General features: G+C 71.4%; 19 protein-coding genes. 11 read left to right on the plus strand and 8 right to left on the minus strand.

Annotated features, from left to right (window positions below; all coding sequences use genetic code 11):
- Nucleotides 1–141 precede the first annotated feature (141 nt).
- A complete protein-coding gene (locus tag AB0I29_RS20200) occupies nt 142–1,176 on the minus strand; it encodes a LacI family DNA-binding transcriptional regulator (protein ID WP_285106718.1) in 1,035 nt (344 codons plus the stop codon).
- A gap of 141 nt (nt 1,177–1,317) precedes the next feature.
- Between AB0I29_RS20200 and AB0I29_RS20205 the strand changes: the two genes are divergently transcribed.
- The 7 genes from AB0I29_RS20205 to AB0I29_RS20235 all read left to right on the plus strand — a co-directional run bounded on the left by AB0I29_RS20205 (nt 1,318) and on the right by AB0I29_RS20235 (nt 9,518).
- The gene (locus AB0I29_RS20205) at nt 1,318–2,547 is read left to right on the plus strand and encodes an amino acid ABC transporter substrate-binding protein (protein ID WP_357484882.1); all 1,230 of its coding nucleotides are present in this window, start codon (nt 1,318–1,320) and stop codon (nt 2,545–2,547) included.
- 4 nt (nt 2,548–2,551) lie between these two features.
- The gene (locus tag AB0I29_RS20210) at nt 2,552–3,436 is read left to right on the plus strand and encodes a branched-chain amino acid ABC transporter permease (protein WP_357484885.1); all 885 of its coding nucleotides are present in this window, start codon (nt 2,552–2,554) and stop codon (nt 3,434–3,436) included.
- Nucleotides 3,420–4,478, plus strand: a complete 1,059-nt coding sequence (locus tag AB0I29_RS20215; RefSeq protein ID WP_357484888.1) for a branched-chain amino acid ABC transporter permease — start codon at nt 3,420–3,422, stop codon at nt 4,476–4,478. The genes AB0I29_RS20210 and AB0I29_RS20215 overlap by 17 nt, the downstream gene beginning before the upstream one ends.
- On the plus strand, nt 4,475–5,227 hold the full coding sequence (locus AB0I29_RS20220; RefSeq protein ID WP_285106710.1) for an ABC transporter ATP-binding protein: 753 nt from the start codon (nt 4,475–4,477) through the stop codon (nt 5,225–5,227). The genes AB0I29_RS20215 and AB0I29_RS20220 overlap by 4 nt, the downstream gene beginning before the upstream one ends.
- The gene (locus tag AB0I29_RS20225; RefSeq protein WP_357484892.1) at nt 5,217–6,023 is read left to right on the plus strand and encodes an ABC transporter ATP-binding protein; all 807 of its coding nucleotides are present in this window, start codon (nt 5,217–5,219) and stop codon (nt 6,021–6,023) included. Before AB0I29_RS20220 ends, AB0I29_RS20225 begins: the two co-directional genes overlap by 11 nt.
- Nucleotides 6,024–6,076: 53 nt before the next feature.
- The gene (locus AB0I29_RS20230) at nt 6,077–7,105 is read left to right on the plus strand and encodes a ThuA domain-containing protein (RefSeq protein ID WP_357484895.1); all 1,029 of its coding nucleotides are present in this window, start codon (nt 6,077–6,079) and stop codon (nt 7,103–7,105) included.
- 61 nt (nt 7,106–7,166) lie between these two features.
- Nucleotides 7,167–9,518 (plus strand): PQQ-dependent sugar dehydrogenase, encoded by a 2,352-nt coding sequence (locus AB0I29_RS20235; protein ID WP_357484898.1) that lies wholly within the window; start codon nt 7,167–7,169, stop codon nt 9,516–9,518.
- Nucleotides 9,519–9,666: 148 nt separating this feature from the next.
- Here AB0I29_RS20235 and AB0I29_RS20240 read toward each other — a convergent pair whose 3' ends face one another.
- Both AB0I29_RS20240 and AB0I29_RS20245 read right to left on the minus strand, forming a co-directional pair.
- Complete coding sequence (locus AB0I29_RS20240) at nt 9,667–10,296, minus strand: hypothetical protein (protein WP_357484901.1); 630 nt, start codon at nt 10,294–10,296, stop codon at nt 9,667–9,669.
- Nucleotides 10,293–11,690, minus strand: a complete 1,398-nt coding sequence (locus AB0I29_RS20245) for an AAA family ATPase (RefSeq protein WP_357484904.1) — start codon at nt 11,688–11,690, stop codon at nt 10,293–10,295. The genes AB0I29_RS20240 and AB0I29_RS20245 overlap by 4 nt, the downstream gene beginning before the upstream one ends.
- Nucleotides 11,691–12,032: 342 nt before the next feature.
- Here AB0I29_RS20245 and AB0I29_RS20250 point away from each other — a divergent pair, with 342 nt between their 5' ends.
- Complete coding sequence (locus AB0I29_RS20250; RefSeq protein WP_357484907.1) at nt 12,033–13,802, plus strand: ABC transporter ATP-binding protein; 1,770 nt, start codon at nt 12,033–12,035, stop codon at nt 13,800–13,802.
- Nucleotides 13,803–13,831: 29 nt separating this feature from the next.
- On the opposite strand, the gene AB0I29_RS20255 is transcribed toward AB0I29_RS20250, so the two are convergent.
- On the minus strand, nt 13,832–14,302 hold the full coding sequence (locus tag AB0I29_RS20255) for a helix-turn-helix domain-containing protein (RefSeq protein ID WP_285106703.1): 471 nt from the start codon (nt 14,300–14,302) through the stop codon (nt 13,832–13,834).
- A 74-nt stretch (nt 14,303–14,376) separates the two neighbouring features.
- On the opposite strand from AB0I29_RS20255, the gene AB0I29_RS20260 reads away from it, so the two are divergent.
- Entirely contained in the window at nt 14,377–15,624 is a 1,248-nt protein-coding gene (locus tag AB0I29_RS20260) for an MFS transporter (RefSeq protein WP_285106701.1), read from the plus strand.
- On the plus strand, nt 15,624–16,328 hold the full coding sequence (locus AB0I29_RS20265; RefSeq protein WP_357484912.1) for an SDR family oxidoreductase: 705 nt from the start codon (nt 15,624–15,626) through the stop codon (nt 16,326–16,328). The genes AB0I29_RS20260 and AB0I29_RS20265 overlap by 1 nt, the downstream gene beginning before the upstream one ends.
- A 55-nt stretch (nt 16,329–16,383) precedes the next feature.
- On the opposite strand, the gene AB0I29_RS20270 is transcribed toward AB0I29_RS20265, so the two are convergent.
- Together AB0I29_RS20270 and AB0I29_RS20275 are read right to left on the minus strand one after the other, a co-directional pair.
- Nucleotides 16,384–17,487 carry a HAMP domain-containing sensor histidine kinase gene (locus tag AB0I29_RS20270; RefSeq protein WP_357484915.1) on the minus strand — a complete coding sequence of 368 codons (1,104 nt, stop codon included), beginning with the start codon at nt 17,485–17,487 and terminating at the stop codon, nt 16,384–16,386.
- Nucleotides 17,484–18,146 carry a response regulator transcription factor gene (locus tag AB0I29_RS20275; RefSeq protein ID WP_285106697.1) on the minus strand — a complete coding sequence of 221 codons (663 nt, stop codon included), beginning with the start codon at nt 18,144–18,146 and terminating at the stop codon, nt 17,484–17,486. The genes AB0I29_RS20270 and AB0I29_RS20275 overlap by 4 nt, the downstream gene beginning before the upstream one ends.
- An 88-nt stretch (nt 18,147–18,234) precedes the next feature.
- Between AB0I29_RS20275 and AB0I29_RS20280 the strand changes: the two genes are divergently transcribed.
- Entirely contained in the window at nt 18,235–18,903 is a 669-nt protein-coding gene (locus tag AB0I29_RS20280; protein ID WP_357484918.1) for a M15 family metallopeptidase, read from the plus strand.
- 26 nt (nt 18,904–18,929) lie between these two features.
- Here the strand turns inward: AB0I29_RS20280 and AB0I29_RS20285 are convergent, their stop codons facing one another.
- Nucleotides 18,930–19,955 (minus strand): DUF4037 domain-containing protein, encoded by a 1,026-nt coding sequence (locus AB0I29_RS20285; RefSeq protein ID WP_357484921.1) that lies wholly within the window; start codon nt 19,953–19,955, stop codon nt 18,930–18,932.
- 116 nt (nt 19,956–20,071) lie between these two features.
- The gene (locus AB0I29_RS20290; protein ID WP_357484924.1) at nt 20,072–21,568 is read right to left on the minus strand and encodes a BadF/BadG/BcrA/BcrD ATPase family protein; all 1,497 of its coding nucleotides are present in this window, start codon (nt 21,566–21,568) and stop codon (nt 20,072–20,074) included.
- Nucleotides 21,569–21,698 lie beyond the last annotated feature (130 nt).

The raw sequence follows: 21,698 nt of genomic DNA on the forward strand, positions 1-21,698 counted from the left end.
GGCGCCCGGCCTGACGGGCCGCAGTCCGGCCGTTCGCCGGCGTCGGTGAAGCAACACGCGGACGGAGAGGTAACGGAGAGGGAACAGTGCTACCTCTCCGTTACCCCTCCGTCCGCATCGTGCTCTCCCCGGAGAGCAGCCTCAGCCCCGGACCGGCGCCGTCGACGCCCGGACCATCAGCCGCTGCTCCGCCGTGCGACGGCGGGCGCGGGCGGCCCGCGGCAGGAGGGCGAGCTCCAGCGCCTGCCGCCCCATCTCCTTCATCGGCAGGTGCACCGTCGTCAGGGCGGGCGACAGGTGGCCGGCCACGGACACGTCGTCGAACCCGGTCACCGAGACGTCGCCCGGCACCGCGACACCCCGCTCCCCCAGCACCGACAGCACGCCGACGGCCATGTCGTCGTTGAGGGCGAGGATCGCCGTGACGTCCGGGCGGGTGTCGAGGATGCGGCGGGCGGCGTCCTTGCCGCCGTCGAGCGTGAACGCGGCCTCGACCACGAGCAGGTCCGCGAGCCGCAGGCCGTGGGCGCCGAGCGCCTGCTCGACGCCGGCGAGCCGGTCCGCCATGGTGGCCAGCCGCCGCGACCCGGCCGCCACGGCGATGTTCCGGTGCCCGAGCTGGAGCAGGTGCTCGGCGATGGCCCGGCCGCCCGCGACGTTGGCCGGCACCACCGCGTCGACGCCGAGCTGGGGGTGCCGGCCGATGACGGCGACCCGCCCGCCGGACGCCTCGAAGGTCTGCACCTGCGCCTTCATCTGCGCCTGGACGTCGCGGTCGAGGTGCCCGGAGCCGGCCACGACGATGATCCCCACGCCCGCGCCCGCGAGCGCCCGCAGCTGGGCCACCTCGGCATGCGGGTCGCGTCCGGTGTGGCAGATCTGCACCATGCGGCCGTGGGCGCCGGCCACCTCCAGCACGCCGCTGGCGATCTCGGCGAAGTACGGGTCGCCGATCTCGTGGACCACGAGCCCCACGGACGGGCTGGCGCCGCTCGCCAGGGAGCGCGCGTGCACGTTCGCGACGTAACCCAGCTCGGCCGCGACCGCGCGCACCCGTTCGGCGAGGGCCTCGGACACCCCCGCTGCCCCGGACAGGGCCCGGGAGGCGGTCGCGATGGACACGCCGGCGTGCTCTGCGACGTCGACCAGGCGGAGCCCGGCGGTGTGCTTGCGCATCGAATCTCCTCGCCACAGGTAAAGCGACAGGTAATGGATGGTGCCAACACCCTTGTCACACAGCGTCCCAGTTCCTAGAGTGCCGTAAGCGGTTACGGAAGCGCTTGCCCACGATGATGTGGACCCACAAGGGAGTGGACCATGAGAGCAACCCGACGCCTGACGGTAGCGGCAATCGCCGCGGCCTCGGCACTGTCCCTGTCCGCCTGCCTGGCGAGCCCGGAGCAGGGCGGTGAGGCCGCCGGCCCCGACGACCCGATCGTCGTCGGCGTCTCGCTCCCCCTGACGGGCGACTTCGCCGAGCCGGGCAAGGGGGTGCAGCGCGGCTACGAGGCCTGGGCCAAGCATGTCAACGAGAACGGCGGCTTGCTGGGCCGCCAGGTCGAGCTGGTCATCGTCGACGACCAGTCGAACGCGGACCGGGTCGCCTCGGACTACGAGCGGCTCATCAACCAGGACGGCGTGGACCTGGTCTTCGGGCCGTTCTCGACCCGGCTCGTGGTGCCCGCGGCGCAGGTCGCCCAGGACTACGGCTTCCTGTTCGTGGAGCCGGCGGGCGCCGCCGCGGAGGTCTTCGAGCAGGGCTTCGACAACCTGTTCTACGCGGCGCCGGCCATCGCCGACGACCACTACGACCACCTGGCCGAGTACATCCTGGCGCTGCCCGAGGACGAGCGGCCGAAGACGATCGCCGTGGCCTCGATGGACGACCCGTTCGCCCAGGGCACCGCGTACGGCCTGCGCGACCAGCTCGCGGAGGCCGGGATCGAGGTGCTGGTCGACGAGGTGTACCCGCCGAACACCACCGACTTCAGCGGCATCGCCGCGAAGATCGCGGACTCGAAGGCGGACCTGCTGATCGTGGGTTCGCAGTACCAGGACGGCGTGAACCTGGTGGTCGCGCTCCAGCAGCAGGACTACCAGCCGCAGATGGCGGCGATCTCCGGCGCGCCGACGAACGCGGAGTTCCCGGCGGCGATCGGCGACAAGACCGCGGGCATCCTCGCCCCCACCGGGTACACGCCCACGGCGCCCTACCCGTCGAACCAGGAGTTCGTGGAGTTCTACACGGCCGAGCACGACGCCCCGCCCGCCGAGGACGAGGCGAACGCCTGGACCACGGGCCAGGTCGTCGCCGCGGCGGTCGAGGCCGTGGGCTGCGCCGACCCGAGCCCCGAGTGCCAGGAGCAGCTCATCGGGTGGCTCAAGGAGAACGAGGTCGAGACCGTCGTCGGGCCGCTGAGCTGGGACGCGCAGGGCCGGCCGCAGAGCGCCCACCTGATCCAGCAGTACGTGGACGGCGAGATCAAGATCGTGCTGCCGGACGACGTCAAGGAAGCCGACCTCGTGCACCCGAAGCCCGCGTGGTGACCCGATGACCGGTGCCCTGTTCGCGCAGAGCCTGGTGCTCGGCGTCCTCCTGGGTGGGCTCTACGCCCTCCTCGCCGCCGGCCTGACCCTGTACTTCGGCGTGATGCGGGTGGTCATGATCGCCCACTCGGCGTTCCTGATCCTGGCCGCCTACCTCGCCTGGTACTTCCACGAGCGCACGGGCATCGACCCGCTCCTGTCCCTGGTCGTCACCGTGCCGCTGTTCTTCGTGGTCGGGTACGGGATGCAGCGGTTCCTGGTGTCCCGGCTGCGGCCCATCACGCTGACCACCATGTCGGTGCTCCTCACGTTCGCCGTGGCGCTGACGATCGAGGGCCTGCTCGGGTTCGTCTGGACCGGCACGCAGCGCCGCATCCAGCTCGGCTACTCGGGCACGAGCATCGAGGTGGCGGGCGTCAGCATCGCCGTGGTCAAGCTCATCGCGTTCGGCCTGGCGGCGCTGTCGCTCGGCGCGCTGTACCTGATCCTGCGCCGGACGTCGTTCGGCCGGGCGCTGCGGGCCACCACCCAGCACCCGGAGGCCGCGCGCCTGATCGGCATCGACACCGACCGCGTGGCCGGGCTCGGCTTCGGGCTGGGGCTGGCCACGGCCGCCGTCGGCGGGACGGCGCTCGCGCTGGACTACACGATCTACCCGTCGCTGCACTGGCACTGGATCGGGCCGCTCATGGCGATCATCGTCGTGGGCGGGCTGGGCAGCATCCCCGGGGCAGCCATCGCGGCCCTGCTGCTCGGTGTGGCCGCGAGCCTGCTGCAGGTGCCGCTCGGCACCACCTGGGCGCAGACCGTGTTCTACCTGGCCCTGTTCGTGACCCTCATGATCCGCCCGCAGGGATTCTTCGGAGGTCGCCTTGCCCAACGCTTCTAGCGGTACCAGAGCCTCCGGCCCGACGACGGCGCGCGTGGTCCGGATCGCCGCCCTGCTCGCCCTCGTGGTGGTCGTGCTCCTGTTCCCGTCGCTGGCCCCCGACCCGTTCATCCTGTCCGTGGGCGTGGTGATCCTGAGCTACGCCGTGCTCGCCACGTCCTGGAACCTGGTGGGCGGGTTCACCGGCTACATCTCGCTCGGCCACGCCGCCTACTCGGGCCTCGGCGGGTACGCCACAGCGCTGCTGATCCTGCGGTCCGGGCTGAACCCGTGGCTCGCGCTCGTGGTCGGGGCACTGATCGTGGCCCTGATCGCCATCCCGGTCGGCATCGCCTCTCTACGGGTGCGCGGCGCCTCGTTCGTGATCGTGTCGATCGCCCTGGTGCTCATCCTGCAGCTCACGTTCCAGAGCTGGCACACGTTCACCGGCGGCTCGGGCGGGCTGCGCGTGCCCCGGCCGTTCGGCCCGGACGTGCTGCGGCCCGAGCAGCACGAGCGGTTCTTCTACCTGCACGCCGTGCTCCTGGCGCTGGCCCTGCTGACCTGGTGGGCCATCGAGCGCTCCCGGCTCGGCGCCGGACTCAAGGCCATCCGCGAGGACGAGGACAAGGCGCAGGCCCTCGGCGTGCCCACCTTCGCCTACAAGCTCACCGCCCTGGTGACCAGCGCGTTCTTCACCGCCCTGGGCGGCGGTCTGTACGCGCTCTGGTTCGGCTACCTCGACCCGATCTTCCAGTTCTCGATCCTGGTCGGCACCTACATGGTGCTCATGTCGCTGCTCGGCGGGGTGCGCAGCCTGTTCGGCCCGCTGCTCGGCGCCGTGGTCGTCGGGTACGCGGTCGAGGTGTTCAAGTCGCAGTACGGCGACACGCAGTTCCACCTGGTCGCCACCGGCATCCTGCTGGGCCTGGTCGTCCTGTTCATGCCCGACGGCGTCATCCCGGCCCTGACCTCGTTCCTCAACCGGCGGCGCCGCGCCGCGTCGATCCGCGAGGTGAGCGCCGAGGAGCTGGCCCGGCAGCGCGAGGAGGCAACACGATGAGCACCAGCCCCCCGACCATCGGCTCCGTCACCACCGAGGGCCTGACCAAGTCGTTCGGCGGCGTCCGCGCCGTCGACGGCGCCTCCGTGGCGTTCCACGACGGCGAGATCAACGCCCTGATCGGGCCCAACGGCTCCGGGAAGACCACGTTCTTCAACTGCGTCACCGGCATGATCCGGCCCGACGCCGGGACGGTGACCTACCGGGACCGCGACGTGACCGGGCTCGCCCCGCACCGGATCGCCCGGTCCGGGATCGGTCGCAGCTTCCAGCTCTGCCGCGTCTTCCCGCGGCTCACGGTGCTGGAGAACGTGCTGGTCGCGGTGCAGCCGCACGGCCTGCTGGAGCGGCTGCGCGGCATGCGCAACCCGGACGACGTCGCCCGGGCCCGCGAGCTGCTGGCCCGCGTGGGCATCGACCACCTGGAGCACGCCGAGGCCCGCGACATCTCCTACGGGCAGCAGAAGCTGCTGGAACTGGCCGGGGTGCTCATGGGCGACCCGCACACGATCATGCTCGACGAGCCGGCCGGCGGCGTGAACCCCGCGCTCGTGGACCGCATCGCCGACCTGGTGCGCGAGCTCAACGCCGAGGGCCGCACCTTCATCATCGTGGAGCACAACATGGAGCTGGTCATGGGCCTGAGCGACCACGTGGTGGTCTTCGACCGGGGCCGCCCGATCGCGCAGGGCACCCCCGCCGTCGTGCAGGACGACCCGCAGGTGCTGGAGGCCTACCTTGGAGTCTGAGCTGGAGTCCGAACTCGCACCCCAGGCGACCGCAGGCCAGGCCGCCGAACCCGGCCCCGCGGCCGAACCCCTCCTGCGCCTGACCGACGTGCAGGCCGGCTACGGCCGCGCCGCCCTCGTGCTGCGCGGGCTGTCCGTCACGGTGGCGCCCGGCAGCGTGGTCTGCCTCGTGGGGCCGAACGGCGCCGGCAAGTCGACGGCGCTCAAGGTCGCCAGCGGCCTGCTCAAGCCGCGCGCCGGGCAGGTGGTGGTCGACGGCGTGGACGTCACCGGGCGCTCGCCGCAGCAGCTCCTGGCCGCCGGGCTGTCGCACGTGCCGCAGGGGCACAGCGTGTTCCCCGAGATGACCGTGGCCGAGAACGTGCTGCTCGGCGCCTACACCGTGCGCGACCGGTCCGAGGTCGAGGCCCGCACGGACTTCGTGACCGGGCTGTTCCCGCTGGTCGGCGAGCGGTGGTCGGCCCTGGCGGGCGCACTGTCGGGCGGGCAGCAGAAGCAGGTCGAGTTCGCCCGCTCGCTCATGGTGCGGCCCAAGGTGGTGCTGCTGGACGAGCCGTCGATGGGGCTGGACCCCAAGGCGACGGCGGTCGTGTTCGAGCAGGTGCGGCGCATGCGCGACGCCGGCACGGCCGTGCTGCTCGTGGAGCAGAACGCGCGGCGGGCGCTGGAGTCCGCCGACGTGGGCTGCGTGCTCGACCTGGGCCGCGTGCACATCACGGGCCCCGCCCCCGACCTCCTCGCGGACCCCCGCCTGGCCCAGCTCTACCTGGGCGGCCGTCCGAAGGAGGTCTCGTAAGCCCCACCCCTCCCCGTGAGGACTGACTGCTGGCTGTTCAAAGGAGAACCGTCATGTCGCTCAGAACCATGCTCGGAAAGTCGCTCGGCGGTGCGGGACAGGTCGTGCTCGGCCTGGCGATCCTGGCCGCGCTGCTCGCCGGCCTGCACCTCGCGCCGGCCACGTCCGGCGGGACCGCGTCGTCCGGCGCGGCGGGCGGCGGGCCGCCGTCGTCCGCGGGCCGCCAGGACCCCTACCAGGACAAGATCGCCGACTACGGCGTCTGCCGGGGCACGGACCCGGCCTGCTACAACGACTGGGACCTGCCCCGCACCAGCGACGGGCGGGTGCGCGTGCTGGTGTTCACCGCGACCGGTGTCTCGCGGCACGCCCACCTCGGACCGCTGCTGCCCGCCGGGATGAACCCGCCGCTCACCTCGGCGCACGTCGCACAGAACGCCGTGGTCCGCTGGGGGCGGGAGTACGGGTTCGAGGTGGACTGGACCGAGGACGTGCGCCAGCTCGACGCCCCGGCCAAGCTCGCGCCGTACGACGCCGTGGTGTTCCTCAGCAACTCGCGCACCATGCTCGACGACGCGTCCCAGACGGCCCTGCTGCAGTACGTCCGCTCGGGCGGCGGCTTCGTGGCCGTGCACAACACGCTCGGCGCGATGTACCACTGGCCGTGGTTCCAGGGGTTGCTCGGCGGCGCCAACTTCTACGACCACGGGCCGCACCGCGACGGGCAGGTGCTCACCGTGGACCGCCGCGACGCCTCCACGAAGGACCTGCCCCGCCGGTGGGACTTCCGGGACGAGTGGTACAACCTCGAACCGTTCCCCACGGGCGTGCGGTTCCTCGCCGAGGTCGACACCGGCACGATCGGCTCCGGCACCGGCTTCAACGGGCACCCCGGGCACGCGGGCGAGCACCCGGTCTCGTGGTGCCAGTACTACGACGGCGGTCGCGCGTGGGTCACCTCGCTCGGCCACGACCCGGCCGCGTGGACCGAGGACTCGACGCTCCCGGGCGCCGACTCGTTCAAGACCCACGTGGTGGGCGGCATCCTCAGCGCGGCCGGCGAACGGCCGTTCTGCCGGTAGGTCATCGCACCACGTCACGCACAGCACTCCGCAATGACGACGACGACATTCAGGAGGCACCATGCGCACCAGACAACGATGGCGGTCGGCGGTCGCCGCGGTGGCGATCACCGCTACCGCGCTGACCGGCCTGACCACGGCGACGCTGGCCACGGCGGCGGCTCCCGCCGCTGACGCCACGGCGGCGGCCCCGGTCGGCGACCCGATCGAGGACCCGGCCCCCGAGGAGAAGCAGTCGACGATCGGCCTCGTGCTCCAGGAGTACGCGCAGTTCCCCAAGACGGAGCCGATCCCGGCGCCCGTCGACCGGCGCCTGATGCGGCACGCCCGCATCAACGGCATCGGGGAGCTGCCGGACGGTTCGGGCCGCCTGTACGTGCCGGACCTCAACGGCCCGCTGTACCTCGTCGAGGACGGCGAGCCGCGTGTCTACCTGGACGTGGCGGCCCGGTTCGCGCCGGAGTTCTTCTCGGGACGCGGCATGGGCAGCGGGTTCGGGTTCGCGGCGTTCCACCCGGACTTCGAGCACAACGGCACGTTCTACACGGTGCACAGCGAGCGCCCCGGCAATGCCGGGCCGCCGTCGGACCCCACCACGTACCCGGCGCAGACCCCGACGTTCCTGCACGCGGTGGTCACGGAGTGGGTGGCGGACGACCCGGACGCCGACGTGTTCTCCGGGACGAGCCGGGAGGTGATGCGCCTGGGCTTCGCGGGTCAGGTGCACGCGATCCAGCAGATCGACTTCAACCCGACCGCTGAACCCGGGGACGAGGACTACGGCCTGCTCTACCTCGCGGTGGGCGACGGCGGTATCGGCGTCGGCACGGGCGTGCCGCAGGAGCGGGACACGCCTGCCGGCAAGATCCTGCGCATCGACCCGGCGGGGACCAACGGGCCGGGCGGCACGTACGGCATCCCGGAGTCGAACCCGTTCGTGGACACGCCGGGCACGCTCGGCGAGATCTACGCGATCGGCATGCGCGACCCGCACCGGTTCAGCTGGGACACGAAGACCGGCCGCATGTTCCTGGGGCACATCGGCGAGCACGCGATCGAGGCCGTGTACGACGTCGAGGCCGGTGACAACTTCGGCTGGGGCGACCGGGAGGGCAGGTACGTGTTCGACGCCGCCGACCGGTGCAACCTCTACCCGCTGCCGGAGAACGACGACGAGCTCGGCTTCACCTATCCCGTGGTGGCCTACGACCACGACCCGCCGCCCGGCTGGTCGTGCACGGCGGACAGCGGGTACGCGATCAGCGGCGGGTTCGTCTACCGCGGGCGCGACCTGCCGGCGCTGAACGGCAAGTACCTGTTCACCGACCTGGTCGAGGGGCGGGTGTTCTACGCCAAGGAGTCGCAGATGCGGCGCGGGCGCCCCGAGGCGCAGATGTACGAGCTCGCGCTCTACGACACCGACGGCACCCGCAAGAGGATGCCCGACTTCACGGGTGACGAGCGCGCCGACCTGCGGATGGGCCGCGACGCGTCGGGCGACCTGTACCTGGTGGCCAAGGCGAACGGCAAGATCTGGAAGATCGTGGACACCGTGCACGCGCCCGTGCCCCAGGACGTGCCGCGCTCGCTGGAGAAGAACTCCGTGAGCTTCTACGACTTCGAGCACCCGTTCCAGCAGGACGGGGCCGTGGAGATCGACCGCGGCCTGTCGCGCACCTACCTCAACCTGATCAACGGCGGGGAGGACATGCGGGTGGCGGACGGCGCCTACCCGGGCAGCAACAACTCGATCCAGCTCGGCCAGATCAACCCGCTGACGGCGGGCAACGACGACTGGAAGGCGGGCGTCTTCAACGCCAACGGGGTGAGCACCCTGGCGGCGTTCAATGGGGTGGACGGGATCACCGTGGCGGGCTGGGTCAAGATGACCGGCCAGAACCCGAGCCCGAACACCACCACCGCCAACCCGGACGACTACTACAACGCCGTGGGCCTGGCGGGTCTGCTCAGCGGCGACTCCGACGGGCACGGCGTGCGTGCGCTGCTGGAGATCATCCAGGTGGACGGCGAGCTGCGGCTGGTCGCCCTGGGCCGGCGGCTCGACGGCGGCGCGTCGCAGACCTTCGCCGCGAGCGAGGACTGGCGCACCCTGCTGCCGCAGGACGAGTGGGTGCACCTGGCCGCGACGTTCGACTACACCACCGGGAAGATGGCGCTGTACCGCAACGGTGAGCGGGTGCCGGGCTTCTACGTGGTGGACGGCGACCCGTGGCAGGTGGACGGCACCGGCACGTCGGCCACGACGCCCCGCGGCATCAAGATCGGCGGCAGCTTTCCGCAGGACACGCAGGAACGGAACCCCTGCAACTGCCGCATGGACACGATCCAGCTCCTGGACCGCGCCATCACGTCGAGAGAGGTGGCGGCGCAGTACCGCCTCATGACCCGGTAAGCGCCGACGCGATCAAAAGGCCGGACGGGCCACCGGCGACCGGGTGGCCCGTCCTAGTTGTCCCAGCAAGAGGCTGCCTAGGTCCTTCTGCAACACCAACCCTCGCCGCTACGCGGCAAGAAGGCACCAGTGTGGCCGGTAGGGCGGACTAACTATCGACCTCGCCAGTGACTAACTCCCTGACAGCCGCCGATAGGTCACGCTCCAGGCGCTGCCAAGACTCAAGTTCGCGGACCGGCCCGTCCACGTCGAGTCGCTGAAGAAGGATCCGCCGACTTGTCGACCACTGAGTCACCGCGCGTCGGTGTTTACGGCCGGTCGTGCCGGTTGCAGCCATGAGAGCCGACTTCAGGACTGCCTTCGGATCGTGTGTGTTTTCAATCCCTTTGAGCTTCGGCAGCCCCAGCGGCTCCTTACCCGACGGGCGTCCGACCGCATCCCGAACTGCCTGCTCGTCAACTAGAAGCCATGCTTCAGTCATCTGCACGGGAACGACAGGACAACCTGCAAGACCTGTCTCATTCAATGCAGATTCGATCTCAGTAATCCTCATGCTCGAGTCCCGACCATCCGCATCACGATGCACAAGAACAAGGTCGAAGGTATTTTCTTCATCTCGCAACGCCTTCAACTTCTCCAAGACTGGCGCACTGCCCGAGCGAGGGATTCCCAAAGCCTCGCTGACGCCTTCCCGCAAAATGAGCGTCTCCAAGTGCTCAACTAGCGCTTCGTCCGACGTGCCCTCACACAAGAAGAAAAAAGTCAGGCTCGTGCTCACTGCTCCACCAGCCCGAGATCCAGCCTAAGTTGCGTTTCCTCGTCAGACTCGAGGAAGACTTGAATATCCTTCTGCGTGAGCGCCGCCTGGTTCTTCACGTCTCTCCAAGTGCCCCGCAATGGAAGCAACCGGAGAGTGGTCGCTCTTCGCCCGTCTCGTAGAACAGTTGCATTCTCAGCAAAAAGCAGGTCTGCAGCGTGCTGCGCTTCCACATATCGCGGTGAATGCGTATTGACGATCACTTGACGCATTGGGTTATCATCACCGGGGGCTTCATTCGGATCGACCGCAATGCCCCGTACCAAATCGGCCATCACTTCAATTCGTGCGGGATGGATTCCGTTCTCGGGCTCTTCCATACAAATCAGACCAGTGTAGTCTGGATCATTCGCCATGATGGATAATGCCAAGAAGCGCAGCGTCCCGTCCGACAGGCTCCGAGCCGGTAGGTCTGGCCCAGAACGGATCGAAGCCCTAAGAGTGAGCGTTTGCCTCTGGGGGTCGATGTCCACATCAACGCTACGCACATCGGTCAAAGCAGCAGCGCTCGCAGTTACGGCCGCAAGCGCGTCGGGGCCCCTTCGCGCAGCAATTCGGCGGAGCGCAGCAGGCATATGCTCGCCATTCTCAGTCATCACGTCGGGATCGGTCACATTGTCCGGTCTCCGTAGCGCCGAGGGCTCAAGCGCGAGATTGCGCCAACCCTGCATTTCACGGCGAGCAGCGAGAACTGTAGGGTCATCACTGGTCGTCGTCGTGCTCATTACGGTCCTAGGCGCCCGCGCGGCCGGGGATTTGCGTGTTTGCCCGCGGCTGCCCCCATCCTGATGAACGTTGATGATTCGTGCACCATCGTCTTCGGTCGTTGAGATGTACGCGCTGCCCCTTCGGCGGTTCATCAGGACCGCATCACGAAAGGCCTGTTTACTATGCTCCCAGGGAATTCTCTTGGCGGCATCTCCGAGGGTGATGTAGCCCAGCTCCTCCGCAATCAACCGCATGCGGTCTCCACCCACACCGATACCGTCTGCAGCCGCTACGTATTCCAGTTCTAGATCGTATCGCAGAAACGTGGCTGTAGGACTAGCGTCGCGGCCAAAGTCGTCCTGAACATGCCTGTCAACAATAAATTCGGCACCAAGGCGCATTCTCGCTCCGGGATTCGCCCCTGCCCAGAAGAGGCTGGCGAGATCGGCCGCGGGGGTTCCCGGTGTCCTAAGCTCCGCAGCCGCCTCGACGAATGTCTTATCTGCCAGCAGAGATAGAAACTGTATAGCATCAAATACATTCGATTTGCCGATTGCGTTAGGCCCCGCAATGCAGGTAAATGGGCCAAAGTCCACGGAGAAGTCAAGCAGGTTCTTAAACCCGTCGACTTCTAAATGAGTTAGCATTCACTTCTCCGCTTGGTTCGGAATGGCCAGGAGGTTGCTCGCCACGTCTACCGGATCATACTGCCGCGCCGCAAGTCCTAGGACGGCCAGTCATGCAGACCAGGCGGCCCGTTGGTCGGCGCACCAAAAACCAAACGCGAAGCGGTCTGCGCCGAACGAACAAGCACACGCCGAGCAGAGCCGCAGGCGGCACGCCCGCTCTACTTTAGCGCCGTCAATTCCGATACTCCGCCAGGACGCGCATCCCCGATGTCACACAGTTGACGGTGCACGGTACACACAACCGTCAGCGGCACACTTGCCCCCAACCTCGCCCTGACGCCAAGGATTACGATGGGCGGCATGGCTGCCGAGAAAGCGCTTACCACCCCGATCCTGATCGACAGCACCAAGCCCGCACGGTCGATCCTGCGGCTGCTCGCCCGGCGTCCCGGCCGCATGACCGTGGCCGTCGCGGCGTTCACCGTCAAGGAGATCCCGATGTGGTTCCTGCCGGTGGTCACGGCGGCCGTCATCGACATCGTGGCCACGGGCGGCGACGTCCGCGACGTGCTGGTCTGGTTCGCCGTGGCCGCCGTCCTGCTGCTGCAGAACTTCCCCAACCACCTGGTCTACACGCGCAGCTTCATGACGGTGGTGCGCGACACCGGCGCCGGGCTGCGCAACGCGCTCGCCGCCCGCCTGCAGAGCCTGTCGATCGGGTACCACTCGCGCGCCAGCTCGTCCGTGGTGCAGTCCAAGGTGGTGCGCGACGTCGAGAACATCGAGGTGATGCTCCAGCAGGTCACCCATCCCCTGCTCTCCTCGCTGATGGTGCTGGTGGGCGCCGTGACGATGACGGCGCTCAAGGTGCCGCAGTTCCTGCCCGTCTACCTGCTGGCCGTACCGCTCGCGCTCGGGCTGCGCTGGTTCACGGCCCGGCGCTCGCGGGACCGCAACGAACGGTTCCGCCGGGAGGTCGAGGGCTTCGCCTCGCGCGTGGGCGAGATGGCCTCGCTCATCCCGATCACCCGGGCCCACGGCCTGGAGCAGACGGCGGTCACGCGCCTGGCCGCCGGCGCCGACGGCGTGCGCCGCGCGGGCCTGCACCTCGACATGCTCAACGGCCGCGTCGCGTCGCTGTCCTGGGTGACCATGCAGCTGCTCGGCGTCACGTGCCTCGCGCTCGCCGCCGTCTTCTCGCTCACCGGGCTGCTGCCGATCACGGCCGGCGAGGTGGTGCTGCTCTCCAGCTACTTCACGCTGCTGACGCAGGGGCTCACCCAGCTCCTCATGCTCCTCCCGGTCACGGCGCGCGGCATGGAGTCGGTGCGCTCCGTCGCCGAGGTGCTGGAGGAGCCCGACCTGGAGGAGAACGAGGGCCGCCGCACCGTGGACGCCGTCGGCGGCGAGCTGACCCTCGACCACGTGCACCACCGCTACCCCGGCGCCGACGACGACGCCCTGGACGACGTGACCCTCACGATCCCCGCGGGCCAGACGGTGGCGTTCGTGGGCTCGTCCGGCTCGGGCAAGTCCACGCTGCTCAACCTCGTGCTCGGCTTCATCCGGCCGACGTCGGGCCGTGTGCTCGTGGACGGCGTCGACGCGCAGGAGCTGGACCTGCGCACGGTGCGCCGCCACGTCTCGGTGGTGCCGCAGGAGTCGGTGCTCTTCGAGGGCACCATCCGCGACAACGTCACCTACGGCCTGCCGGACGCGTCCGACGACGTCGTGCGCGCCGCGCTGCGGGACGCCAACGCGCTGGACTTCGTGCAGGCGCAGCCCGACGGCTGGGACACCGTGGTGGGCGAGCGCGGGGCGCGGCTGTCCGGCGGGCAGCGGCAGCGCATCGCGATCGCCCGCGCGCTGGTCCGCGACCCGCGCGTGCTGCTGCTGGACGAGGCCACCAGCGCGCTGGACACCGAGTCGGAGACCCTGGTCAAGGAGGCGCTGGGCCGCCTCATGCGCGGGCGGACGACGCTGGTCGTCGCGCACCGGCTCTCCACGATCCGGCAGGCCGACCGGATCATCGTGCTGGAGCACGGCCGGATCGTCGAGCAGGGTACGCACGACCACCTGGTCGCCCACGGCGGCAGGTACGCGACCCTGCACGAGACCCAGGCGGGCTGACCCCGGGGGGAGCCTGACGCGGCGGCCGCTCAGGCCGCCGTCGTCAGCGAGCCCGGACCCGGCACCACCGAGACGGCGTCGGGCGCGAGCTCCCGCCCGTCCTCGGTCAGGAAGGCGACCCGGACGGGCTGCTCCGTGGCCTCCTCGACGTACACGACCGACGGCCCGAAGCCCGAGGGCCGGTGCACGTCGCCCCACGCCGCGAACGCCGCCAGGACGGTCTTGAGCTCCGCCCCCGCCTCGGTGAGCACGTACTCGTCGCGCTGCCGCTGACCCGCGTCTCGGTACGGCCGGCGCTCCAGCACGCCGCCCTCGACCAGAGTCTCCAGGCGAGCCGTGAGCACGTCGGGCGCGATGCCGAGCCGCGCGCGGAAGTCGGCGAACCGCGTGTAGCCGAAGAAGGCCTCGCGGACCACGAGCAGGGTCCACTTCTCCCCCAGGATCTCCAGGCTCCGGGCCACGGAGCAGCGGGCGTTGCGTTCGCGGGGCGTTGTGCTCATGCCCACATCCTATCTAGGTTGTCATTTCCAATCCAGGTGCTAGGTTGTGATTCCCAACTCAGATAGGAACCTCGATGACTTTCACCTGGGCGTCACGCGGCAGCCGCTGGGCGGCGGCGGCCGCAGTGGCCCTCGCGCTCTGGGCGTCGGCGGCACCGACGCTGATCTACCCGGTCTACGCGGCCGAGTGGCATCTGACCACGGCGGTCACCACCACCGTGTTCGCCGCCTACCCCGTCGCCCTGATCGCGACGCTCCTCCTGCTCGGCGGCGTCTCGGAGACCGTGGGCAACCGGGGCGCGATCCTGGCCGGCCTCGGGTTCCTCGGACTCGGCGGGCTCACGTTCCTGCTCGCGCCGAACCTGGCGCTGCTGCTCGTGGGCCGCGCGCTCATGGGCGTCGGGGTGGGGCTGAGCCTCGGCCCGGCCACGAGCGTGATCGCCTCCGCCGGGGCGGACGACACCCGCGACCGCACCGGCGCGATCACCGCCGGCGCGTCCTCGGTGGGCCTCATCACCGCGCTGCTCGTGGGCGGCGCGACCGTGCAGTTCAGCACCAACCCGCTGCACGCGGGCTACGGGGTGCTGCTCGCCGGCGTCGTCGTCGCCGTGGTGGCCGCGTGGTACCTGCCGCGCCGGCTGCGCACCGCCGCGCACGGCTGGCGTCCCCGGCCGTTGGCCGTACCGCGCCACCGGCTGCCGTTCGTGGCGGGTGCGCTCGGCGTCAGCGCCGCCTACGCGCTCGGCGCGATCTTCCTCGGCATCGGCGCCCAGTTCGCGCGGGACACCGTGCGGTCCGACGACGCCTTCGTCAACGGCGTGGTCCTGGCGATCTCCGCCGCCGCCATCGGCGTGGTCGCGCTGCTCACCGGGCGGCTGCGCGCCCCGACGGCGCTGCGGCTCGGCGCCGTCGCCGCGCTGGCCGCACAGAGCCTGATGATCGTCGCGGGCGCCACCCACTCGATGACCGCGCTGGTCCTGTACTCCCTGATCGGCGGCGCCGGCTACAGCCTCCTGTTCTCCGGCGGCGTCACCCTGGTCACCCGCAGCGCGCCCGCGGAGCACCGCGCCGCGACGACGTCGTCGGCCTACCTGGTCGCCTACCTCGTGCAGGCGGGCACGGCCCTCGCCGTCGGCCGCCTGGCCACCGCGAACGGGCTGCAGATCGCGCTCGTCGTGGGCAGCGCGACCGTCATCGCTCTCGCGCTGGCCGCCGTCCTCACCGTGCGGGCACGGGCCGTGGCGCCCGAACCGCTCCCCGCCCCGCTCGACACCGCCCCGACCAGCACCACATCGAACATCCTCATGAAAGCGAGCTCGTGATGACTGATCTGAAGAACGCCGTCGTCCTGGTCACCGGCGCGAACGGCGGCCTCGGCCGCGCGTTCGTCGCCGAGGCCCTCCTGCGTGGCGCCACCAAGGTGTACGCCAGCGCCCGCACGCCCCGGGAGTGGACCGACCCACGCGTCGTGCCGCTGCCGCTGGACATCAACTCCCCCGAGTCGGTCGCGGCCGCGGCCGAGCTCGCCGCCGACACGACGGTCCTGATCAACAACGCCGGGATCTCCGACGGCGGACGGCCCACGCTGACCACGCCGCTCGACGACGTCCGCGCGGTGTTCGAGACCAACGTGTTCGCCCAGCTCGGCGTCACCCAGGCGTTCGCGCCGGTCCTGGCCCGCAACGGCGGCGGCGCGATCATCAACATGCACTCCGCGCTGAGCTGGCTCGCCATGGGCACGTACTCGGCGACCAAGGCCGCCTTCTGGTCGTTCAGCAACGCGCTGCGGGTGGAGCTGCTGGGCCAGGGGACGCACCTGCTCGGTGCCCACCTCGGGTACACGGACACGCCCATGATCGAGCGGCTGGACGTGCCGAAGGAGGACCCGCGCGACATCGTGGCCGCGATCTTCGACGGGCTGGAGGCCGGCGAGCCCGAGGTGCTCGCCGACGACACCAGCCGCCGGGTCAAGGCCGCCCTGTCCGGCCCGCTGAGCGACCTCTACCCGCAGCTCCAGAGCGCGTAGTGCCACGTGTCAGACGTACAGGTCACCCGGGTGACCTGTACGTCTGACACGTGCTTCAGGTCGGCGGGAAGGTGACCGTGGCGACCAGACCGCCGTCCCGGCGGGCCCGGAGCGTCAGCTCGGCGTGGTGGGCCCGGGCGATCGACGCGACGATCGACAGCCCGAGCCCGCTGCCCCCGGCGCGGTCCGGACGGCGCGTCCGGGCGTCCGCGCGCACGAACGGCTCCGCCAGGGTCGCGACCACCGCGGGGTCGAGCGGCGCCCCGGTGTTCTCCACCACCAGCGTCGGACGACGGCGGTCGTCGAGCCGGGTGCCGACCCAGGCCTGGCCGCCCGCGGCGAGGTTGTGCCGCACGGCGTTGCCCAGCAGGTTGCCCGCGAGCTGCCCGAGCAGCACCCGGTTGCCGTGGACCGGTGCGTCGTCGAGCGTCACGACCAGCTCCGGCGCGGCGCCCAGCTCCGGCCACGCCCGGACGGCCTCGCGGACGACGTCGGCCAGGTCGACGGGCTCGGTCCGGAGGCTCTCGTGATCGAGCCGGGCGAGCTGGAGCAGGGACTCGACCATCACGATCGAGCGCTCGTTGGTCTCGTGCAGCCGGCTCAGCAGGCGATCCACGTCCCGGCCCGCCGGATCCGCCTGCGCCACCTCCAGCAGCGCCTTGACCACGGTGTTGGGCGTGCGCAGCTCGTGCGACGCGTTGGCGGTGAACCGCCGCTGCTCCTCGAAGGAGCGCTCCAGCCGGGCGAGCATCATGTCGAAGGTGTCGGCGAGCCGGCGCAGCTCGTCGTCGGGCCCCTCCAGGACGATCCGGTGGGCGAGGGAACCGTCCGCCGCGAGCGCCGCGGCCTCGCTGATCCGGTCGAGGGGCCGGAGCATCCGGCCCGCCAGGATCCAGCCGCCGACCAGGCCGACGAGCGCGAGGAAGCCGACCGCCGCCACCGACAGCGGGACGGCGACGTCGAGGAGGTCGGAGCGGCTGGGTGCGAACCCCCCGCCGTCCTGGACCATGAGGTTCTCGTCGGGCACGTACCGCAGCACCAGCAGGAGCGCGGCGAACAGGGCCGCGCCCGCCAGGACGAGGAACCCCGCGTAGCTCAACGTGAGCCGCAGGCGCACCGACAGCCCGGCGCGTCGCTGCCCGACGGCGGGCGTGGTCACTGTTCCCCGAACCGGTACCCGACGCCGGGCACCGTGTGGATCAACCAGGGGTCGCCCAGGCGCTTGCGCAGCGTCGAGATGGTGATGCGCACGGCGTTGGTGAACGGGTCGGCGTTCTCGTCCCAGGCGCGTTCGAGCAGCTCCTCGGCGCTCACCACGCCGCCGCCGGCGTCGATGAGCACCTGCACCACGGCGAACTGCTTGCGGGTGAGCGCGACGTACCGGCCGTCGCGGTAGACCTCGCGGCGGTAGGGGTCCAGCCGCACCGGCCCGAGCTCGACGACGGGCGGGGTGGTCGCCTCCGGCCGCCGGGCCAGCGCGCGCAGCCGGAGCACCAGCTCGCGCATCGCGAACGGCTTGGTCAGGTAGTCGTCCGCGCCGAGCTCGAAGCCGCTCACCTTGTCGGTCAGCTCGCCGGCCGCGGTCAGCATGATGATCCGGACCACGGGATGCTCCGCGACGACCCGGCGGGCCACCTCGTCCCCGTGCACCACGGGGACGTCCCGGTCGAGCACCACGGCGTCGTAGGAGTTGGCGGCCACCAGGTCGAGCGCGGCGGCGCCGTCGTTCGCGACGTCGGCGGCGATCGCCTCCAGCCGGAGCCCGTCGCGGATCGCCTCGGCGAGATAGGGCTCGTCCTCCACCACCAAGACGCGCATGTCAGCACACGCTACCGGCGAGCACATATCCGGGGCGTATCGAAAAGCGGAGACGCCCTGGCAACGTCGGCCCCGGTGGGCTGGGCACATGACTCGATACGAACTGGCCCACCCGCCGGCGCGCGTCGGCGGCCCGCCCCGGCACGTCCCCCGGCCGCGGCGCACCCGCCGCCCGGTCGCGTTCACCCTCGTGGTCGCCGCCGTGGGGCTCACCGCGGTGTTCGGCGTCTATCCCCTGCTCGACCGGGGCGACGCGCCGGTCGTGCAGGCCGTCGACCAGGTGCTCGACCGGGGCCGGCCCGGGTCGGACGGCGCCGGGTCGACCGGCCTGGCCGGCGGCGACATCCCGGACGGCGCGGCGACGCTCGACGACGACCTCCCGGCGGTCACCAACCTCGACGCCGACCTCGACGCCGCCGTCCGCGAGGCCGCTGCCGACGCCGCGGACGACGGCATCGACTTCTGGGTCACGAGCGGCTGGCGCAGCCCCGCCTACCAGCAGCAGCTGCTCGACGACGCCGTCCGGGAGTACGGCAGCCTGGAGGCCGCCCGCGAGCGGGTCAGCACGCCCGAGCTGTCCGAGCACGTGAGCGGCAAGGCCATCGACATCGGCCCGACCGAGGGGGCCTACTGGCTCATCCAGCACGGCACCGAGTACGGGCTGTGCCAGGTGTACTCCAACGAGATCTGGCACTTCGAGCTGCTGACCGAGCCCGGCGGCGCCTGCCCCGCGCTGCAGGAGAACGCCGGCGGATGAGTTCGGCCCGTGCGGGACCGCGCCGCTCAGGCCCGCGCGGCCCGGGCCAGGCGCCCGCGCGCACCCGCGTCGGTGAGCGTCCCGACGTCGTCCACCCACTGCTCGACGCCGCCGCGGTGCGGCAGCGCCCGCACCTCCGGGTCGGTGACGGCGGCGCGCAGTGCGCCCGCCACGCCGCGCAGGCCCGTGAAGGGCCGGTCGTAGAAGTCCTCGCACACCGGGCCGTCCAGCGCGGGCAGCCCGACGGTGCGCTGTCGCGCGTGCAGCGCCTCGCACGCCGCGCGCAGGGCGGAGTCCCGCTCCTGCCAGGTCGCGGCCGCGAGCGCGCGGGCGAGCTCGCCGCCGACCGACGACGCCACGGGCAGCCGCCCGAACAGCGTGCCCGCCCACTTGGGGTACGGCGGCCAGACCCGCTCCAGGAGGAACCCGAGCCGGACCAGGGCCGTCACCAGACGCCCGGTGACGATCCGGGAGCCGAGGTCGTCCCCGCGCTGCCCGGTGCGCCCCACGAACGGCAGCTCCTGCTCGACGCGCGTCCACTCGGCGGCCAGCACGTGCAGCCAGACGTCGTGCGGGTACCACGCGAGCCGCTCGCGCAGCGTGGTCAGCTCCCCCGGCACGTCCTCGAACACCGGCCCCGCCGTCACCTCCAGCGCGGCCTGCCCGGTCAGCGACAGCCAGTCGGTGACCCCAAGGCCGTCGCCGACGTCGAGCCCCGTGCGCGAGCGGACGAAGTCGACGGGCGCGGCCACCTCGACCCGGTGCCGGACGGTCGGGTCCCAGGTGACCGGGAACGCCGTGGGCAGGTCCCGGTACGACGCCGGGAGTGCCGTCGCGAGGGCCTCGTCGACGTCACCGACCCGTCCGGCGGGGACCAGCAGGGTCAGCCGCAGGCCCCAGTCGTGGTCCCGCGAGGTGTCGTCGTCCAGGCCCAGCACGTCCGAGCCGGAGCCGAGCCGGGCGGCCGCACGCGGAACGTCCGGCAGCTTCCGGTCCAGGATCGGGCGGACGACGTCGGCCCAGTACGCGCGGGCGAGCTCGGTTCCGGACATGCGGTCAACCTAGGAGCCGCGACACGACGGGTCCAGGTGATTCCCGCGGGGACGACACCCACCGTCGGAGCCGGCAACCACCCACCGTCCGCCGGCGCTCCAGTGCGCCGACGAGCTCAGCGCACGCTCGCGGTCACGGCGCGCGCCGTGAGGCAGGTCCAGCCGCCCACGTAGATGCGGTCGCCGTCGGCCAGCCAGCGGCGCTCCCCCGGACGCAGGGGTTCGGTGGGCAGCGCGTCACCGCGCGCCGCGACATAGGTCCCGTTGGCCGACCCGAGGTCGACGACGCTCCAGCCGCCCTCCGACCAGGCGATCTCGCAGTGCCGGCGCGAGACGCCGGTGTCCTCGCACACGATGTCCGGCACCACGCCACGACTGCGCGAGGCACGGCCGACCACGAGCCGTTCGCCCGTGAGCGGCACCACGGCGTCGGTCACGGAGGCGGCCGAGACGGCGGAGGCCGCCGAGGCCGGAGACGTCCGGGCCGTCCGGGCGGTCGGGGTCAGGCCGTCCTCCGGAGCCTGCTCGGCCGACCACTCGTAGTCCGACCGGACCTCGACCGCCCAGGCGGTGGGCTCACTGGCCTCCCGCAGCGGCCGCACGGCGGGGAGGACCACTCGCGGGAGCGTGACGGAGTCGTCCGGCCGGGGCGCGACGCCGATCCGGACCGCCAGCAGCGGCACGTGCTCCTGGACGACGTTCGGGTGCGCGGCCATCATGCGCGCCAGGGCGAGCGCGCCGTCGAGCGGCAGGCCGGCGCTGGGCTGCACGCGCACGTCGTCCCGCTTCTCCAGGAGGTGCTGGATCACCATCGACCGCAGCGTCGGCGCGTGCATCAGCAGCTTTCCCGTGGTGACCGCCACCGGCACGACGCCGGGATGGCTCAGCACCGCGCACAGCCCGTCCGCCAGGGACCGGGCGGCCTCGTCGAGGATCTCGCGGCACGCCAGGTCGCCGTAGTCCGCCGCCGTGATGACCTGGGGCGCGAACCCGGCGAACAACGACACGTCGTTGACGGCCGCCCACCGCTCCCGTCGTCCGAAGTGCTCCTCGGCGGCCCGGACCAGGCCCGGCGACGCCCCCATGCGGCGGCCGTCCATCGACCGGGCCGCGGCGTCCAGGCCACGCCGTCCGATCCAGGCGCCGCCGCCGTTGTCGCCCACGTGCGGCCCCATCCCGTCGGCGAGATGCCATCGGCCGACGTCGTCGCACGCCACGGCCACCGCACCCGTGCCGACGGCGAGCGTGGCGCCCGACCCGGTGCCGATGGCGCCCAGGTGCGCCGTGACCGCGTCGCTCGAGACGGCGGTCGAGCTGGTCCGCAGCTCCTCGGACAGGATGTCGTGCACCCGGTTGGGGTCGAGGGTCCCGGACTGCGTCTGGGAGCGGAACCCGCGCATCCCGACGGCGGCGGCCGACACCCGCGGACGCCCGCCGAACCGGGCGGCGAAGCCGCGGCACAGCTCGCGCACCACCTCGGGCACGGTCGACCGCCCGCCCACGACGGTGGCGGGCGGCCCGGTGACCTCGTAGGACACGCCGCCCCGCCCGGAGCTGAACCGGAGGCGGGAACCCGTGCCGCCGATGTCCACGCCTACCACCCGAGCGTCCACTTCGAGGCCCTTTGCCCCACCCTGCTCCACAGTCACATTCGGCACCGGCACATATTCACCCGGGATGCCGCATTCCGCATGCGTCGGGTGTCATACGGGAACACCGGTCCGGCGAAGCACGCGGTGCGCC

Origin of the sequence: Promicromonospora sp. NPDC050262 (genome assembly GCF_040655935.1) — a bacterium.
Classification (GTDB): Bacteria; Actinomycetota; Actinomycetes; order Actinomycetales; family Cellulomonadaceae; genus Promicromonospora.